This is a genomic window from Acinetobacter lactucae (assembly GCF_013122135.1).
Taxonomy (GTDB): domain Bacteria; phylum Pseudomonadota; class Gammaproteobacteria; order Pseudomonadales; family Moraxellaceae; genus Acinetobacter; species Acinetobacter lactucae.
On record NZ_CP053391.1, the window covers coordinates 2,931,913 to 2,950,557 of the forward strand.

At 39.9% G+C, this 18,645-nt stretch carries 12 protein-coding genes and 1 pseudogene; 4 read left to right on the forward strand and 9 right to left on the reverse strand.

Annotated elements, in window-relative coordinates; genetic code table 11:
* Positions 1-349: 349 nt before the first annotated feature.
* Complete coding sequence (locus tag HLV59_RS13765) at positions 350-1,897, forward strand: hypothetical protein (protein WP_016144616.1); 1,548 nt, start codon at positions 350-352, stop codon at positions 1,895-1,897.
* Positions 1,898-1,944: 47 nt separating this feature from the next.
* On the opposite strand, the gene HLV59_RS13770 is transcribed toward HLV59_RS13765, so the two are convergent.
* Both HLV59_RS13770 and HLV59_RS13775 read right to left on the reverse strand, forming a co-directional pair.
* Complete coding sequence (locus HLV59_RS13770; protein WP_016144615.1) at positions 1,945-3,279, reverse strand: D-serine ammonia-lyase; 1,335 nt, start codon at positions 3,277-3,279, stop codon at positions 1,945-1,947.
* 164 nt (positions 3,280-3,443) lie between these two features.
* Positions 3,444-5,075 (reverse strand): inorganic phosphate transporter, encoded by a 1,632-nt coding sequence (locus HLV59_RS13775; RefSeq protein WP_016144614.1) that lies wholly within the window; start codon positions 5,073-5,075, stop codon positions 3,444-3,446.
* Positions 5,076-5,537: 462 nt separating this feature from the next.
* Here HLV59_RS13775 and metH point away from each other — a divergent pair, with 462 nt between their 5' ends.
* Complete coding sequence (gene metH, locus HLV59_RS13780) at positions 5,538-9,224, forward strand: methionine synthase (protein ID WP_171430196.1); 3,687 nt, start codon at positions 5,538-5,540, stop codon at positions 9,222-9,224.
* Between the two features lie 79 nt (positions 9,225-9,303).
* Here metH and HLV59_RS13785 read toward each other — a convergent pair whose 3' ends face one another.
* The 4 genes from HLV59_RS13785 to HLV59_RS13800 form a co-directional block, all read right to left on the reverse strand.
* Positions 9,304-10,308, reverse strand: coding sequence for a transketolase family protein (locus HLV59_RS13785; RefSeq protein ID WP_171430197.1), 1,005 nt, complete (start codon positions 10,306-10,308; stop codon positions 9,304-9,306).
* 10 nt (positions 10,309-10,318) lie between these two features.
* Positions 10,319-11,164 (reverse strand): transketolase, encoded by an 846-nt coding sequence (locus HLV59_RS13790; RefSeq protein ID WP_171430634.1) that lies wholly within the window; start codon positions 11,162-11,164, stop codon positions 10,319-10,321.
* Positions 11,165-11,183: 19 nt separating this feature from the next.
* Positions 11,184-12,485 (reverse strand): MFS transporter, encoded by a 1,302-nt coding sequence (locus HLV59_RS13795; RefSeq protein ID WP_216606774.1) that lies wholly within the window; start codon positions 12,483-12,485, stop codon positions 11,184-11,186.
* Positions 12,486-12,562: 77 nt separating this feature from the next.
* Positions 12,563-13,312, reverse strand: coding sequence for an SDR family NAD(P)-dependent oxidoreductase (locus tag HLV59_RS13800; RefSeq protein WP_081174965.1), 750 nt, complete (start codon positions 13,310-13,312; stop codon positions 12,563-12,565).
* Positions 13,313-13,496: 184 nt separating this feature from the next.
* Between HLV59_RS13800 and HLV59_RS13805 the strand changes: the two genes are divergently transcribed.
* Positions 13,497-14,372, forward strand: a complete 876-nt coding sequence (locus tag HLV59_RS13805; protein ID WP_081037658.1) for a LysR substrate-binding domain-containing protein — start codon at positions 13,497-13,499, stop codon at positions 14,370-14,372.
* 12 nt (positions 14,373-14,384) lie between these two features.
* Here the strand turns inward: HLV59_RS13805 and HLV59_RS18710 are convergent.
* Positions 14,385-14,456 (reverse strand): annotated as a pseudogene (locus HLV59_RS18710) (hypothetical protein); the annotation flags it as partial.
* A 171-nt stretch (positions 14,457-14,627) separates the two neighbouring features.
* On the opposite strand from HLV59_RS18710, the gene HLV59_RS13810 reads away from it, so the two are divergent.
* Positions 14,628-15,773, forward strand: coding sequence for an aldose epimerase family protein (locus tag HLV59_RS13810; RefSeq protein ID WP_171430199.1), 1,146 nt, complete (start codon positions 14,628-14,630; stop codon positions 15,771-15,773).
* A gap of 111 nt (positions 15,774-15,884) precedes the next feature.
* Here the strand turns inward: HLV59_RS13810 and HLV59_RS13815 are convergent, their stop codons facing one another.
* Positions 15,885-17,117, reverse strand: coding sequence for a hypothetical protein (locus HLV59_RS13815; protein WP_171430200.1), 1,233 nt, complete (start codon positions 17,115-17,117; stop codon positions 15,885-15,887).
* Positions 17,118-17,387: 270 nt separating this feature from the next.
* The gene (locus HLV59_RS13820) at positions 17,388-18,608 is read right to left on the reverse strand and encodes an MFS transporter (RefSeq protein WP_171430201.1); all 1,221 of its coding nucleotides are present in this window, start codon (positions 18,606-18,608) and stop codon (positions 17,388-17,390) included.
* Positions 18,609-18,645: the final 37 nt, after the last annotated feature.

Below are 18,645 nucleotides of genomic sequence, written 5' to 3' on the forward strand. Positions count from 1 at the left end.
TCTTATTTCGTTTGACTTGTCTTATAACTTAAGAAAAAAGTCTAGTTTTTAATCATTTCTGTATCGCTATTATTGATACATTTTGAACATTTTACCTTCAGGTTAAAACTGATGTATTTGCTTAATACAAAATAATCATTTATGTAACGTAAGTCTATAAAAATGTTCTAAAAATGTGAAAAAAATTCAGACAAAAATGAGATGAATTTATCATAATAACTTTCTCTTTCAAGTTTCATCACATAAATAATCAATATTATTTTGTCAGTTATTGCCACTCGTTTCCTTTCATTGGCATAGATAATGTATACATCTGTATATTAACCCAGTCGTATAAACGAGATATTTTATGTCCAGCACAAGTCAAGTCGAAGGTCTACAATTTCCGGTACACGCCTCAACAAAAAAGCAAAGCACATCTCTTACAGGCCAAGAGATCTTGTCAGAGGCTTTATCTATTGTAGATAATAAAACCGCACAACAAGTGTTGAATGAAAAAAACTGGCGAAAAAACTATCCTGAATATTTTAAAGCACTTGTTAAACAAGGAATTTCTAACAGTAACAACCCAATTACTATTGCGAAGCAAGGTTTGCATAAAGCTCACCATATTTTTGATTATTATCGTGATAATAAACACTACCTTTTAAAAGATGCCGTTCATATTGCTTCATCTAAACCACTTTATACAGTAAAACTTAAAGGTGAAAGTGACGCAGCACCTGAATGGTATGTTCCTTATAAAGGACAAAAATTAAGTGGACAAAGCTTATTAGACCAGATTCAACGCTGGGAAGTGGCTGGTATTATTGAACCAAGCCATGCAAAGGCTTTGCGTGAAGCTATTGCTCACCCAGAATGGTTCGATTTATCTGACCGTACCATGGTGCTGTTTGGAGCTGCCTCAGAAGCCGGTCCCCTCCCTTGGTTAGCTAAATGGAAAGCGAATATTGTTGCGGTAGATTTACCAAATTCACGAGTCTGGGGCAAGATCTTAAATACGATTCAACAAGGGAATGCCACACTCATTGCACCATGTTTTGAATCAGTTGATTCTTCAGCAAAAGCTTCTGAGTTAAAAGATAAGCTGGGTGCAAATTTACTGACTCAATTACCAGAAATTGCGCAGTGGTTGGTTCAGTTTCCACAAAAGTTAGATTTGGCAGCAATCGCCTATTTAGATGGTGAAAAGCATGTCCGCGTTTCCATGGCCATGGACAGTATCATGCAATTTGTGAGTGAGCATAAGCCTGATACGAGCCTTATGTTTATGTGTACACCAACCGATGTTTATGCAGTACCAAAGGAAGTTGCAGAGGCTGCTCAAGAGAAATTTAAAGCACGCAAAAAAATACAAAAATTAGCTGTGAAAGGTGTTTCCACACTTTCTCTCAATCGTTTTTTTCAAGCGCCATATCAAGACTTGGTTACATGTGAAAATGGAAAAACTTATGGTATTGCTGACTGTTTAGTGGTTGAACAAGGACCAAACTATGCTTTGGCAAAACGTATTCAACAATGGCGTGCAATTTTGGCTCGCCATCAAGGGCAACGTGTCAGCATTAATATTGCACCATCGACAACAACTCACTCAGTGACTAAAAATCCATTGCTGAAAGCAGCTTTTAATGGCGCAGAGCTTTTTGATGTAGAAGCATTTAGCCCTGAAACCACTAACGCTATTATGGCGGCACTCTGGATTCATGACTTAAGAAATGAGTCTTCTGTAGCAAATCCTGAAACTGTATTGGATCATCCGCTTGAGCTGATGATGGAAGGTGCTAACCATGGTGGGTTATGGCGTGTGGCTTATTTAGCAAGAACTGCCCTGCCTTTCGCTGCAATTTATGGCTTTGCTACCGAAAAGTTACCTTTTAGAAAATCATCTAAAAAATAATTTGATTAAAGCCCAATCCTAGAATTGGGCTTTTTTCTAAAGTGTCTTTATTTACCTTGAAAGTGCGATAGATATTTTTGCATTTCATCAGGTGGCACCATACCGCCTCCAGTCGCCCATATCACATGATTTGCTTGCTGCAACTGCTCAGCTGTTAATTGATGTAAAGCCAAATAATCAGGGTTAGTCTGGACATAATATGGCCCCATCATGCCTGCTACCGCAGAAGGCTCAAGCTGAATATTCTCAGTTTGATTTAAAAGCGCAATGAGCTCATATAAACGTTCATCATGAATGGTGTAGTAACCGTCGATTAACTGTTGCATCGCACGCCCGACAAAACCTGAAGCACGTCCTACCGCAAGCCCGTCTGCTGCTGTAACGTTATCAATACCGATGTCATTTACTGAAATCTGATCATGCAAACCTGTGTGGACACCAAGTAACATACACGGCGAATGGGTTGGTTCTGCAAAGATACAATGTACATGCTCACCAAAAGCAAGTTTTAATCCAAAACTCACCCCACCAGGGCCTCCACCGACGCCACACGGCAAATAAACAAATAATGGGTGTTCAGCATCGACTTTAATTTGTTTTTGCTCAAATTGCTGTTTTAAACGTATTCCTGCAACGGCATAGCCTAAAAACAATGTTGTTGAGTTTTCATCATCAATAAAAAAGCAGTGAGGATCTTGCTCTGCGGCTTTACGTCCCTCTTCAACAGCTACGCCGTAATCACTCGCATATTCCACAACATTAACGCCCAGAGAACGTAGTTTGTCTTTTTTCCACTGTCTCGCATCAGCCGACATGTGAACAGTGACTCTAAAGCCGAGTTTGGCACTCATAATGCCTATAGAAAGCCCAAGATTGCCCGTAGAACCCACTGCAATTTGATACTTAGAAAAGAAAGCCCGAAATGAATCTTGATCTAATTTACTATAATCATCTTCTGGTTTGAGTAAGCCAGCCTCAATTGCCAATTTTTCGGCGTGAGTTAAGACTTCATAAATACCACCACGTGCTTTAATAGAACCTGAAATAGGTAAATGGCTATCTTTTTTCAGCCAGAATGTTCCGTTAATCTGTACTTGTTTCGTTGAAGAAAGTGCTTGTTGCATATGAGCAATTTCAACAATATCTGATTCAATTTTTCCGTGTTGTGCTTGAGTTTTGGGAAATACCTTTGCCAAATAAGGTGCGAAACGCGCTAGTCTTGCTTCTGCTTCACTTACATCCTTAGCGGTTAGTCCAACTTTTTCTAAAGCTTCTTTTAAAGGATAACGATGAGGTGTAAACCAAAATGTTTCTTGATAGGCTTGAAGTGTTTCAATAAGTGGAAATTGTTGTTTTAGCTGATCTATTTGAACCGCATTCATAATATATCCTGATATAAAAGTTTAAGCCCAGCCAATAAGCTGCTTGATGGCCTATAACAACTTATTAATTTATAGATGAATGTATATGAAAAATAGTCCCAATTTTAAAAACTAAACAAATAAAAAAGCCACTGTGAACAGTGGCTTTAATTTTTTAAATGCTTTTATACAAACTGTAAGAATAACCAGTACAAACCACCTGACAAGCAGATTGTTGCAGGAAGAGTAAATACCCATGCAGATAAAATTGTCTTCACGGTATTAAAGTTTAAACCTGATTTATTCGCGACCATCGTACCCGCAACAGCACTGTTTAAAACGTGTGTTGTTGAAACCGGCATACCTAAACCATCGGCAGCTGCAATTGTACTCATTGCGACAAGCTCAGCAGACATCCCTTGACCATAAGTCATGTGATGCTTACCAATACGCTCACCTACAGTCACAACAATACGTTTCCAACCCACCATTGTGCCTAGGCCAAGTGCTAAAGCAACCGCGACTTTTACCCAAGTTGGAATGTATTGTAAGAATGAATCTAAGCTACTACGGTATTCTTTCACAAGTTTCTTTTGTGATTGATCCATTTTTGGTAAAGCATCCGCTTTATCCAAACGTTTAAATGTAGTGGTGCTTAAATACATGTCATTACGAATTTCGCTAATTGCAGCTTCAGGAATATCTTTTAAGTTGCTATAGCTAGAAACGCGCTCACCCAAATGATCAGTCATACTTGCCAATGCAGGTACAACTTCCGGAGTTTGCTGTTTAGTTTGAATATAGGTAGTCAGAATAACACGTGCTTTTTCATCGGTTAATTCTGGCTGATTTTGATTCAAAAATACGGCAGTTTGAGAAGAAAGCTGATGGAATGATTGAATTTGTTGTGTATCAAGGTTTTTATTTAATGAATAAGCCAATGGCACCAGACCAACCAAAATCAGCATGATGAGTCCCATACCCTTTTGGCCGTCATTAGAACCATGTGCAAAACTTACACCTGTACAGGTAAAAATTAAAATTGCACGAATGATTGCTGGCGGTGGTTTGTTACCTTCAGGTGGCTGGAATAATTCTAACTGGCGTTTAAAAATAGTTTTAACCAACAAGAATACAATCGCTGCAAAAGCAAAACCAATTAAAGGTGAAAATAATAATGCCTTACCGACTTTAATCACCTGATCCATGTCTACACCACTGGTTGTTACGCCAGTCGATGCACTCAATAGATGGTTCATAATGCCCACACCCAAGATTGAACCAATCAAGGTATGAGAGCTTGAAGCAGGAATTCCTAAGAACCATGTACCTAAGTTCCATAGAATCGCAGCAATAAGCAATGCAAAAACCATTGCGAAACCTGCACCACTGCCCATATTCATAATCAGTTCAACAGGCAACAATGCAATAATGCCGTAAGCGACTGCGCCGCTTGCAACCATTACCCCAAGGAAATTACAAAAACCAGCCCACATGACTGCAACCGGTGCTGGTAAAGCATTGGTGTAAATCACTGTTGCTACTGCATTTGCAGTATCGTGGAAGCCATTTACAAACTCAAAGCCTAAAGCAATCAAGAGTGCAGTTGATAAAAGAATAACTGAATAAAGACTCAAAGGTGGTACATGCGCTAAATCAGCACTCACCTGAAATCCAATATAAATAAGTGTTGCAACAATAATCGTCAGAAACACCGGCATAAAAAATTTAGGTGTCGGGACATGTACATTCGTCGATTTGACTTGCAGGTTTGCCGCAAGTTTTGAATCCGAAACAGGGGGTAGATTAGAATTCATGCAGACGGTAAGAGGATAAAAAAATCCTCTGTATTCTTAAATTAAATTATGACAATTATATGACAAAGCAGCGCCCGATGAAGTCAATTTTTCATATTTTGACCTCATTTGATGCACCTTTCCTCTACGATTTTTATTTTTTTATAAAAATACAATAACTTACATAAGTCCCCACCCATCTAATTTATGACTATTTTTGAAGCAAAAAGATCTAAAAAATTACCTAAATGGCTAATTTTTAAACACCACAATTGTCATAAAACCGAATATTGGAGATGAAATATTTCAATATCATGATCATTTGATGAATATTTGATGAAAAATCACTCGCCACTTTGTCATAAAGTACTTGTTTAGGGGATGATTTACAGTGAATGATGGGTCGTTATAGGTCATCTATTGCGCAACTATTCTGTTACAATAGCGCCGCATTTTTAAATTCGTACAATATCGGGGTTTTATATGTCCACGCTTGCCACCCTAAAAGCGCTTCTTGCCAAACGTATTCTGATTATTGATGGTGCAATGGGTACCATGATTCAGCGCCATAAATTGGAAGAAGCAGACTACCGTGGTGAGCGTTTTGCCGATTGGGCACATGACTTAAAAGGTAACAATGATCTTTTAGTTCTGACACAGCCTCAAATCATTCAAGGTATTCATGAAGCTTATCTTGATGCTGGTGCAGACATTATTGAAACCAACAGCTTTAACGGCACGCGTGTCTCAATGTCTGATTACCACATGGAAGATCTTGTTCCAGAGATTAACCGCGAAGCAGCACGTTTAGCTAAAGCGGCTTGTGAAAAGTATTCGACTCCAGATAAACCGCGCTTTGTAGCAGGTGTACTTGGGCCAACATCACGTACTTGTTCAATTTCACCTAATGTAAATGACCCTGCCTTTCGTAATATCACCTTTGATGAGCTAAAAGAAAACTATATTGAAGCGACTCATGCGCTGATTGAAGGCGGTGCAGACATTATTCTAATTGAAACCGTTTTCGATACCTTAAACTGTAAAGCAGCAATTTTTGCGGTTAAAGAAGTCTTTAAACAAATTGGTCACGAATTACCAATTATGATTTCAGGGACTATTACCGATGCATCAGGTCGTACCTTAACAGGTCAAACTGCTGAAGCTTTCTGGAACTCTGTACGTCATGGCGACTTGTTATCGATTGGCTTTAACTGTGCACTTGGTGCAGATGCAATGCGCCCTCACGTAAAAACCATTTCTGATGTCGCAGATACGTTTGTTTCAGCACATCCAAATGCTGGCTTACCAAACGCATTTGGTGAATATGATGAAACACCCGAGCAAACTGCAGCATTCTTAAAAGAATTTGCAGAAAGTGGTTTGATTAATATTACTGGTGGTTGCTGTGGTACAACGCCTGACCACATCCGTGCAATTGCCAATGCGGTAAAAGATATTGCACCTCGTCAAGTTCCTGAAACTGTACCGGCTTGTCGTTTAAGTGGTTTAGAACCATTTAATATTTATGATGACTCACTTTTCGTAAACGTGGGTGAACGTACCAACGTTACAGGTTCAAAAAAATTCTTACGCTTAATTCGTGAAGAAAACTTTGCCGAAGCTTTAGAAGTGGCACAGCAGCAAGTTGAAGCTGGCGCACAGATTATCGACATTAATATGGATGAAGGGATGCTCGATTCGCAAAACGCGATGGTGCATTTCTTAAACCTTGTAGCTTCCGAGCCAGATATTTCACGTGTGCCAATCATGATTGACTCATCAAAATGGGAAATCATTGAAGCTGGCTTAAAATGCGTACAAGGTAAACCCGTTGTTAACTCGATTTCATTAAAAGAAGGTTATAACGAGTTTGTCGAAAAAGCTCGCCTGTGCCGTCAATATGGTGCTGCGATTATTGTCATGGCATTTGACGAAAAAGGTCAGGCCGACACTGCTGAGCGCAAACGCGAAATCTGTAAACGTTCTTATGATGTATTGGTTAACGATGTAGGCTTCCCTGCTGAAGATATTATTTTTGACCCGAACGTGTTTGCAGTAGCAACAGGTATTGAAGAACACAATAACTATGGCGTCGACTTTATTGAGGCCACAGGTTGGATTAAACAAAACTTACCTCACGCCATGATTTCTGGTGGTGTATCGAACGTTTCGTTCTCATTCCGCGGTAATGAACCTGTTCGTGAAGCGATTCACTCTGTGTTCTTGTACCATGCCATCAAGCAAGGAATGACCATGGGTATTGTAAATGCTGGCCAAATGGCAATTTATGATGATATTCCAGCCGAGCTAAAAGAAGCAGTTGAAGATGTCATCTTAAATCAAAACCAAGGTGAGTCTGGTCAGGCGGCGACTGAAAAATTGCTTGAAGTGGCTGAAAAATACCGTGGACAAGGCGGTGCTGCAAAAGAAGCTGAAAACCTTGAATGGCGTAATGAATCTGTAGAAAAGCGTCTTGAATATGCATTAGTTAAAGGTATCACGACTTATATTGATGAAGATACCGAAGAAGCTCGCCTCAAAGCTAAACGTCCTTTAGATGTAATTGAAGGCGCTTTGATGGATGGTATGAACGTGGTTGGTGACTTGTTTGGTTCAGGCAAAATGTTCTTACCACAGGTTGTGAAATCTGCACGTGTCATGAAACAAGCTGTGGCTTGGCTCAACCCGTACATTGAAGCTGAAAAAACAGGTAGCCAATCTAAAGGTAAAGTCCTCATGGCAACTGTTAAAGGTGACGTACACGATATTGGTAAAAATATCGTAGGCGTAGTACTCGGCTGTAATGGTTATGACATTGTTGATCTTGGTGTAATGGTACCTTGCGAGAAAATCTTGCAAACTGCTATTGATGAGAAATGTGACATCATTGGTTTATCTGGCCTGATTACCCCATCTTTAGATGAGATGGTGTTTGTTGCGAAAGAAATGCAGCGCAAAGGGTTTAACATTCCTTTATTGATTGGTGGTGCGACTACTTCTAAAGCACATACAGCCGTAAAAATTGATCCTCAGTATCAAAACGATGCGGTGATTTATGTGGCTGATGCTTCACGTGCTGTAGGTGTTGCAACAACCTTACTTTCGAAAGAAATGCGTGGAAACTTTATTGCAGAGCACCGTGCGGAATATGCCAAGATTCGCGAGCGTTTAGCCAACAAACAGCCAAAAGCTGCAAAATTGACTTATGCAGAGTCAGTTGAAAACGGTTTTAAAATTGACGAAAGCTATGTACCACCAAAACCAAATCTTTTGGGAACACAAGTTCTCACTAACTACCCTCTTGCAACCCTTGTAGAGTATTTTGACTGGACACCATTCTTCATTTCTTGGAGCTTGGCAGGTAAATTCCCGAAAATTTTAGAAGATGAAGTGGTTGGTGAAGCTGCAACAGATTTGTACAATCAAGCTCAAGCGATGTTGAAAGATATTATCGACAATAATCGTTTTGATGCACGTGCTGTATTTGGTATGTTCCCTGCTCAGCGCACTAACGCCGACACAGTGAGCGTATTTGATGAAGCTGGTCAAAAGGTTACGCATACTTTTGAGCACTTACGTCAACAATCGGACAAAGTGACAGGTAAACCGAACTTGTCTTTGGCAGATTACATTCGTAGTGACCGTGAGCAACAGGATTACTTAGGGGGATTCACTGTATCGATTTTTGGTGCAGAAGAATTGGCAAATGAGTACAAAGCCAAAGGTGATGACTACTCTGCAATTTTAGTTCAGTCACTAGCCGACCGTTTTGCTGAAGCCTTTGCAGAACAATTGCATGAACGCATTCGTAAAGAGTTCTGGGGTTATAAAGCTGACGAACAGCTCAGTAATGAAGAACTGATTAAAGAGAAATATGTCGGTATTCGCCCTGCACCGGGTTACCCTGCTTGCCCTGAGCACTCTGAAAAGGCAGTGTTGTTCGACTGGTTAGACTCTACCAACAAAATCGGCACTAAACTTACCGAGCACTTTGCAATGATGCCGCCATCTTCGGTAAGTGGTTTCTATTATTCTCATCCACAAAGTGAATACTTTAACGTGGGTAAAATCTCTCAAGACCAACTTGAAGATTATGCGAAACGTAAAGGTTGGACTCTGGATGAAGCGAAGCGTTGGTTAGCACCGAATTTAGATGATTCGATTGTTTAAGTTTTTGAATCATCTTGATTAAAAATAGTGCGTGAAGGAATTTCCACACGCCCTTTTCAATTTGAAAAATTTAATCTTTCTACTTCAAATGTGACTTAACCTTCTCTTTAACTGCTTCTGTTGAAATACCATATCGATCATGCAAAGTGGGTAAAGCCCCTGCATCTAAAAATGCATCTGGCAAACCAATCATGTCAAAACGAGGATGTTGTCCATTTCTTAAAAGTAGTGAGCCAACTGCTTCCCCTAACCCACCAATGACTGAGTGATTTTCGGCAGTTAAAACAGGTCGGCCACCTTTAGCGACTTCATCCAAAATAGTTTGTTCATCTAAAGGTTTAATTGTAGGCACATGCAACACTGAAACCTCAATGCCCTCTCTTTCAAGCTCTTCAGCGGCCTCAAGCGCACGCATGGTCAATAAGCCAGTCGAAATGATGAGTAAGTCTTTACCCGGCTTAATCACCTGTGCCTTACCCAATTTAAACTGGTAATTGTATTTATCGAGTACTAATGGAACCTGACCACGCAATAGACGCATATATACAGGGCCATTATGAGCGGCAATTTGAGGAATCGCTTGTTCGATTTCCAAGGCATCACAAGGGTCAATGATCATGAGGTTCGGCATTGCACGGAAAATCGCAATATCATCTGTCGCCTGATGACTTGGGCCGTAGCCCGTAGTTAAACCTGGGAGTGCCGCCACAATTTTGACATTCAGATTATCTTCTGCAATCGCCATACAAATAAAATCGTAGGCACGGCGTGATGCAAATACGGCATAAGTTGTTGCAAAGGGAACAAATCCTTCACGAGCAAGTCCTGCTGCTGCGCTCATCAAAAGTTGTTCTGCCATACCCATTTGGAAAAACTTGTCTGGGTTTTCCTTGGCAAAAATATGCAGGTCAGTATATTTGGATAAATCTGCTGACAAACCGACGATATCGTCACGCTCTTTTGCCAAGGCATTGAGTGCATGGCCAAATGGTGCAGGTTTGGTCGGCTGACCCTCGGCAGCAATAGAAGCAATCATTGCCGAAGTGGTTAGTTTTTTCTTAGGAGGATTGGCTAACTGGCTCATGGTATATTCCTTACTGTCCGTAGTGGGTCAAAATATTTAAAGCGTCATCCCATTCATGTTCATCAACACGAATGAAGTGTGTTTTTTCACGGCTTTCCAAGAACGACACGCCTTTACCCATTTTAGTGTCACAAATAATGACGCGTGGACATGCTCCTTCATGGTTTCGTGCTTGGTCGAATGCCTTAAGTAAAGCTTCGACGTCATTGCCATCTACGCGTTGGGTGTACCAACCAAATGACTGCCAACGGTCTACAATCGGCTCAAACGCTAAAATTTCGCTTGAGTGCCCATCTGCCTGCTGATTATTCACATCAATAATGGCAATCAAGTTATCTAGTTTCCAATGCGAAGCAGACATTACGGCTTCCCATGTTGAGCCTTCGTTTAACTCACCATCGGACAGTAAGTTATAGACAAAAGCATCCGACTTTTTCTGTTTCAGTCCTAAACATGCACCGACTGCAATTCCAAGACCATGACCTAATGAGCCACCTGTAATTTCCATACCCGGTGTATATGAAGCCATGCCCGACATCGGTAACCGACTGTCATCTGCTCCATAAGTTTCAAGTTCTTCAAGCGGGATAATTTTTGCTTCAATTAAGGCTGCATAAAGTGCAATTGCATAATGCCCAATAGAGAGATAAAAACGGTCACGGCCTTCCCATTCAGGGCTTTCAGGCTGATATTTCATGGCATGGAAATAAGATACTGCCAGTAGATCTGCTGCACCTAAAGCTTGTCCAACATAGCCTTGACCTTGTACTTGCCCCATACGCAGAGCATGCTGGCGAATGTGGTAGGCACGTTGTTGCAACTCGGCAATTTGGCCTGCTTTATCAACATTTAATATTGTCATTTACTATTCCTTATTAACGATTAACCAGTTTTGCCGGAACACGCAGAACCAGACTGGCACCGAAAATTAATACTGCTGTGATTAAGAACATGCCGATTGCATTTGAACCTGTGTTGGTAGTGACCCAACCGATTAAATAAGGTGAGCAAAATCCTGCAAGATTGGCGAAGCTATTCACTGCTGCAATACCTGCCGCTGCGGAAACACCACCCAAGAAGTTGGTCGGTAACATCCAAAATAAAGAGGATGCAGTCAGCACACCTGAGGCTGCGATGCAAAGGCAAATTAAAGAGAGCGTTAGATTTGAAGCGAATAAGGTCGCAAATGTGAGTGCTATAGCGCCTGCACACATTGGAATAATTAAGTGCCAGCGGCGTTCTTGGAAATGGTCACCGCTACGCCCTGCCAAAATCATAACCACAATCGCACACATATAAGGCAGGCTTGTGAGCAAACCGATATGCCAGTTATCGCTAATGCCTGAGTTACGAATAAGAGTTGGCAACCAAAAGGTAATGGCGTATTGGCCCATCACTACACAAAAGTAAATGCCTGCGAGTAACCATAACCGTTTATCTGCGATGAACTCTTTGACGCTAGCATGACCTTCTTTGTGCTGGTTATCTTGAGCAAGCTCTTGCTTCACCAAGTTTTTTTCAGCTTGAGTTAACCAATTGGCGTCTTGAACTGAATCTTTTAAAACAGCGAGTACCAATAGGCCAACAAGCACAGTAGGAATAGCTTCGATCACAAACATCCACTGCCAACCAAACCAGCCATGTACGCCGCTCATTCGGTCCATGATTAAACCTGAAAGTGGTCCACCAATCATTCCCGAAATTGGAATCGCGATAAACCAAAGAACTGTCATGCGTGCTCGGCGGTAAGATGGGAACCAGTAAGTGAGGTAGAGTAACAAACCCGGAGCTAGTCCAGCTTCAGCAACACCAAGCAAAAAACGTAAGGTGTAAAATTGCCATTCGGTTTGAACAAAGGCAAAACAGCCTGACAAAATGCCCCATGTAATCATGATACGGGCAATCCAACGTCTTGCACCTACCTTATGGAGTACGATGTTGCTTGGCACTTCACAAAGGAAATAACCAATAAAGAAAATCCCTGCGCCTAGCCCATATACAGCTTCACTAAACTGTAAATCGCTCATCATTTGGAGCTTGGCAAAACCCACATTTACTCGATCTAAATAGGCACAAAAATAGCAAAGCATTAAAAATGGCATGAGCCGAAATGCAATTTTTCGATAGGCAGATTTACGAACCACCGTATCTACTTCAGATGAAAATACTGTATCCATCATGCGAATCCCTTTACATTTGGCCACAGTATCCTCTTGTGACCATCATTCTATTTTTAGTTTTTAAATGACAAGCCTTAATGAATCAGCATGCCACCATTTACATCGAGTGTGACACCAGTTAAGTAAGCTGACAGATCACTTGCCAAAAATAATGCCGCATTTGCAACATCTTGTGCTTTACCTAAGCGGCCGAGTGGAATACCTGCCAAAATGTCGTGACGACGGTCATCATTCATTAAACCGCCAGTAATATCAGTCTGAATTAGACCTGGAGTAAGCGAATTTACACGAATCTGGTCACCACCAAACTCACGAGCCATCGCCTTTGCCAGACCTAACACGCCTGCTTTGGCAGCGCTATAGTGTGGCCCGCCAAAAATACCACCACCACGTTGCGCTGAAACTGAAGATAAGCACACAATGCTTCCACCACCATTTGCTTTCATAGATGGAATAACAGCTTGCGACATAATGAGTGTTCCGCGCAAGCTCACATCTAAAATACGGTCATAGTCATTGCGCTGAATATCGAGGGTTTTAACTGGCTGAGTAATCCCTGCATTGTTAATTAAAATATCAATCTTGCCGTAGTGCTGTAGTGCCTGTTCAACAGCTGCTTTGACCTGCTCTTCATTTGCAACATTTGCAGCAAGACCTAAATGTCCTTCACCAATTGCCTTTGCAGCGTTTTGGCTTTGAGCAAGATCTAAATCAACAATAATGACTTTAGCACCTTGTTGTGCAAAGATTTCTGCGGTTGCTCGCCCAATTCCACGTTCTGATGCTGCACCGGTAATTAATGCCACTTTTCCTTGTAATAACATGTTCAATCCTCTTTTACGCTTTATTTCCTGAGTTCTGACTTAGAATCTCTTTTTTCACCAAGACCAGCAATCAGCTCGAATTCAACAAGGCATGAAAAAAATTCATGCCTATGCTATTTTCAAATAAGTTTTAGGGATAAAAACGGATCATTTCATGGATAGCAGTGAAAACAATTTCAATCAGATGCCCTCAATTAAAACATTGCAGGCTTTTGAACAAACCGCCCGTTTTGGCAATGTTGCCAAGGCAGCCGAACATTTGAATCTCACCCCCTCAGCAGTAAGTCACCAAATTGCTAAGCTTGAAGAAATGATTGGACAGAGCTTATTTATCCGTGGTGCCCGTGGTGTGACGCTTACCCCTTCTGGCGAACGCTATTTTCAAGATGTCACCACCATTTTGCATAACCTAATGTTAGCCACTGAAAAAGCTGCCGATAAAAGTCCTAAAGACAGTCTATATATTCACTCATCTCCAAGTTTTGGTTTACTTTGGTTGCTCCCCCGCCTTGAGTCATTTAAAGAAAAGTTCCCCATGATTCAGGTCAACTTGTCATGTTCATATGAAAATTTGCACTTCACCCGCGATAAGATCGATATTGATATTCGTCACGGTTTGCCCAACTGGACAGGGGTAGAAATCAGAACGATTCGTAATGAAAAGCTAGAAGTACTTGCATCCCCCAAACTACTTGAACGTAGTCCAGTAAATAAACCTCAAGATTTATTAAAGAAAGAACTGATTTTATCGCGCTCAACCTTAGTCACTTGGCCCCAATGGTTTGCCCATCAGGGTTTAAGCATTCCTGAGTTTCCCTACACTTTGAGTTTTGACCGCTCTTACATGTCACTTGAAGCAGCCACACATGGACTAGGTTTTGTTTTAGAAAGTAATTTACTCACTCAAAATTATTTGGAATCTGGAAAGTTGGTTAGAGTTTTTGCCGATGAGCTATCGATTCCTATCTCTGCTCATCATTTGGTTTATCCACGAACCCACCAGTTTATTCCTAAAATTGAGCTGTTTTTAAACTGGATTCATGATGAGCTGGCAGATTGAAAAAATGATTTCTTAAATGATTTGAATTTCCTCAACTCGTAAGTGATGCATCATCTCTCGAACAAATACAAAGTAGGTAAAAACATTGCTCATAAGATTAATTTCTCTATAAGCGTAAATTGAACCAGTTTTTTCAATATTTAACATTAACAGCTCCATTATTATTAACACTATCTATAATAAAAACCTCTTTAAAAAGATGAAAAATCAATCTTATATTCATCCAGTCCAACTATTACAATATAGAGTATAAGCATGAAAAAATTAGTAATTTTAGGTGTTGCGATTTATAGCTTTGCACAACTTGCAAATGCAGCAACATTAAATGTAAAGCCATATGGCACAACTCAAGACGGCCAAAAAGTTGATCTATACACCATGAGTAATAACAATGGAGTCTCGGTATCTTTTATTAGTTTTGGTGGTGTAATTACACAGATTTTGACTCCCGATGCCCAAGGCAAAAAAAACAATATCGTTTTGGGCTTTGATGATCTAAAAGGCTATGAAGTTACTGACACCAATGCAGGGATTCATTTTGGCGGATTGATTGGCCGTTATGCGAACCGGATTGGTAATGCTAAATTTAGCTTAGATGGAAAAACGTATAACCTTGAAAAGAATAATGGGCCGAATTCATTACATAGCGGGAATCGTGGTTTTGATAAACGTGTGTGGCAAGTTAAGCCCCTTGTTTCTAAAGGTGAAACCGTTAAAGCTTCTCTTAAGTTGACCAGTCCAAATGGTGATCAAGGATTTCCCGGAAAATTAGATGTAGAAGTGATCTATAGTCTTTCAGATCGAAATGATTTCCAAATTGAATATAAGGCTAAAACTGATCAGCCTACAGTCGTCAACCTCACCAACCACAGTTATTTCAACTTATCAGGCGCTGGCAATAACCCTTATGGCGTACTAGATCATGTGGTACAACTCAATGCAGACCGTATATTGGTAACCGATCAAAACTCCTTACCAACAGGTGAAATTGCCTCAGTTGCAGGTACACCTTTTGATTTTCGGACGCCTAAGGCTATTGTGAAAGATATTCGAGCGAATAATCAGCAATTGGCCTATGGATACGGCTATGACCAAACTTGGGTAATTAATCAAAAGTCTCAAGGGAAATTAAATCTTGCAGCTGTTGTGGTTGATCCAAAATCTAAACGGACCATGCAGGTTTTAACCACTGAACCAAGTGTTCAAATGTATACAGCCAATCATTTATTAGGAAATATTGTTGGCGCAAATGGTGTGCTCTATCGACAGGCAGACGCGCTAGCATTAGAAACGCAGCACTTTCCAGATAGCCCTAATCAAGCATCTTTCCCGTCTACACGTTTAAACCAAAATCAAACTTATAACAGTGTTACCGTATTTAAGTTTGGTATTCAAAAATAGTCTTTTAATTAGAACTAACGTTATTTAAAAAAGACTCTCAGCCGAATATGACTGAGAGTCTTTTCATTTATTTAACTTTTGTACCAGCTAGTACAAGGTGAAATGAATCACTTAATGAATATTCGTTCGAATTGAACCGGTCACATTCACATCACCCAGCTTTGTACCATTCAGTTGGATATAAGAACCATCTTTAGAGATCAATACATTTTTACAATCACCTAAAGTACAAGAATAGCCATTTATCTGAATATTAACAGGATTTTGTCCTTGAACAGTGATATAACCATGCCCAGTAGTAGATGTAATAAAGTAAGTTATTTCTTTATTAGAGAGTTCATAAGCATAAACCTCGTTTGTATCAATTTTTCCTACATTTGAGATATCAATTTTGGCATAACTATTAATTAACGTAATATTTCCTGAAGCTATTTTAGAGTTAGATCCAGTTTTTGAATTAAAGTAAACGTTATTAAATTCTACATTTACTCGATCGTTATCTAGTTTTTTTAATGTTCCCATAGCCGCACTAGAGAGAATCTCTTCTCCTGTATAATAAGTGTTAACTAGCCCTGATGATTTACCTGTAAGCAAATATAAGCTCTCACCATTCGTAAATTGAACAACAAGCTGAGTATCCCTCATATATGCTCGAAGAATATCCATTTTCTTACCATTAACAGTAATTTCACCATTATGGTTCTTTTCAAAATCTGTAAATTCTAAAGGTTTGCTACTAATATTCCCTTTTACCGTACCATTCAATGTAACTAAATACGTTATCTTTTCATTATTCGAAGAGGAATCTGTATAATATGAATCTTCAAATTTTTTATTATTAAATAATAGTGTTGAATCACCAGTACGGTCATCATAAATCACACTAATTCCTTCACAACCTTCAGGAGTCCATTTATCATCCCTACAAGTTAAAGAAGATTTCTCCGTATCAATTCTTGCATTCACTACTTTACCAGAAAGCTTATCATACTCAACCCTAACAAATTGATTTTTATCTAATTTATAATAAAATGAAAGTCCTGAATTTCCATAAGTTCTTACACTATAACTAGGTTCAATCACACTATTACTAGATCCATTACTTGGAACAAGCTGGGTTGATATGCCATTATTTTTTTCATTAGTTATAGTAAGATTTTGCTCAAAAGTTGTAGTGTAATTAATCAAAGGAGTAGATGATAAAGTAGGGATTTCATTAGGATTTGATTTTGAAGATGTAGAAGAACCGTCAGTAGAACTTCCTCCACCCCCACCACCACATGCAACTAAAGTTAATGTAGAAATGAGAAAAACACTTAATGATAATTGCTTAATAGCGAGCACTTCATACCACCTATAATAAATTTTATTTTATATAATAAATTCAACAAATTAAGAAATTACTACTGTTTCTACAATATTATCAATTTATGACTTGATATATTGCCTTGCGATTTTAAACAATTTTTTTCATAGGACAAGATAGCCTATTGAATTAACTTTATTATTTTTAATTAAAATAAATTTATCACCCTAATATAGCTCTCTTTTCTAATAAAAAATCCCCCAACCCTTTTAAGACTGGAGGATTTAAAAAACAACGGAGTGATGGTTTTATTTAACTTTTGTGTTTGGTAAAAATGCAGTTGCAAAGCCAAGTAATGGCAACAATGAACACAAACCAAATACCCATTCAATGCCGTTAATATCCGCTAAATGTCCTAAACCTGCTGCGGCAATACCACTGACCCCAAACATGAGACCGAACATTAAACCTGCAATCATACCCACACGGCCCGGAACAGCTTCTTGTGCGTAGACCACCATTGCTGCAAAAGCCGACGACAACACCAAACCTGCAATAATTGAAAAAACTGTTGTCCAAAATAAGTTTGCATACGGCATCATTAATGCAAACGGTGCCATACCAACAAATGAAACCCAAATCACAGCTTTACGGCCGATCTTGTCACCAATTGGGCCACCTGCAAATGTGCCTAAGGCAACGGCTGCCAAGAAGGCAAACAAATGCAACTGAGCTGTTTGAATACTGATATGAAACTTTTGAATAAGATAAAAAGTAAAGTAGTTACTAATGCTGGCAATGTAGGTAAATTTAGCAAACATCAACACACTAATTGTGCTCAAAGCGATAATTAGCTTACGACCATGCAATTTAGTATGTGCTTGGGTAGCACGTGCAACCACCTGACTTTTAGCATGGCTCACTGTCCAGCGGCTTACCCCAAATAGAACCCAAATCGCTAAAAGTGCAAATATCACTAAGCCCGCAACTGCATGTTGTCCAAATGGAACAATCAGTAAAGCTGCCAACAATGGGCCAATGGCTGTACCCGTGTTCCCGCCCACTTGGAAAGTGGACTGAGCTGTACCGAAGCGTCCACCCGATGCCATTCGCGCCACCCGCGAAGCTTCTGGATGAAAAGTTGCAGAGCCTACCCCAATTAGCGCAGATGCACATAACAACACAGCAAAACTTGGTGAAAATGCCAACAAAATAATGCCGCAGAATGTGACCACCATTCCGAGTGGGAGAAGATACGGTTTTGGATGTTTATCGGTATAAAGTCCAATCCAAGGCTGTAGCAGCGAACCTGTAATTTGATATACAAACGAGATCAGGCCGACTTGAGCAAAACTCAGCGAAAAGTTTGCTTTTAGCATTGGATAGATGGCTGGTAGCACTGCTTGAATTAAATCATTCAGTAAATGTGCGACCGCCACGGCGCCTACAATCTTAATAATCATTCCCTGAGGCTGATCATTTGCAACGGTATTGGCAATACCATCTTTCAATTGTATTGAAGACGTCATACCTGAAAAACTCCAATATTTTTAAATGAGATGCTTA

Coding starts and splice junctions, on each gene's coding strand:
- HLV59_RS13765 (WP_016144616.1), top strand. CDS start 350: ATGTCCAGCACAAGTCAAGTCGAAGGTCTACAATTTCCGGTACACGCC.
- HLV59_RS13770 (WP_016144615.1), bottom strand. CDS start 3,279: ATGAATGCGGTTCAAATAGATCAGCTAAAACAACAATTTCCACTTATT.
- HLV59_RS13775 (WP_016144614.1), bottom strand. CDS start 5,075: ATGAATTCTAATCTACCCCCTGTTTCGGATTCAAAACTTGCGGCAAAC.
- metH (WP_171430196.1), top strand. CDS start 5,538: ATGTCCACGCTTGCCACCCTAAAAGCGCTTCTTGCCAAACGTATTCTG.
- HLV59_RS13785 (WP_171430197.1), bottom strand. CDS start 10,308: ATGAGCCAGTTAGCCAATCCTCCTAAGAAAAAACTAACCACTTCGGCA.
- HLV59_RS13795 (WP_216606774.1), bottom strand. CDS start 12,485: ATGGATACAGTATTTTCATCTGAAGTAGATACGGTGGTTCGTAAATCT.
- HLV59_RS13800 (WP_081174965.1), bottom strand. CDS start 13,312: ATGTTATTACAAGGAAAAGTGGCATTAATTACCGGTGCAGCATCAGAA.
- HLV59_RS13805 (WP_081037658.1), top strand. CDS start 13,497: ATGCCCTCAATTAAAACATTGCAGGCTTTTGAACAAACCGCCCGTTTT.
- HLV59_RS13810 (WP_171430199.1), top strand. CDS start 14,628: ATGAAAAAATTAGTAATTTTAGGTGTTGCGATTTATAGCTTTGCACAA.
- HLV59_RS13820 (WP_171430201.1), bottom strand. CDS start 18,608: ATGACGTCTTCAATACAATTGAAAGATGGTATTGCCAATACCGTTGCA.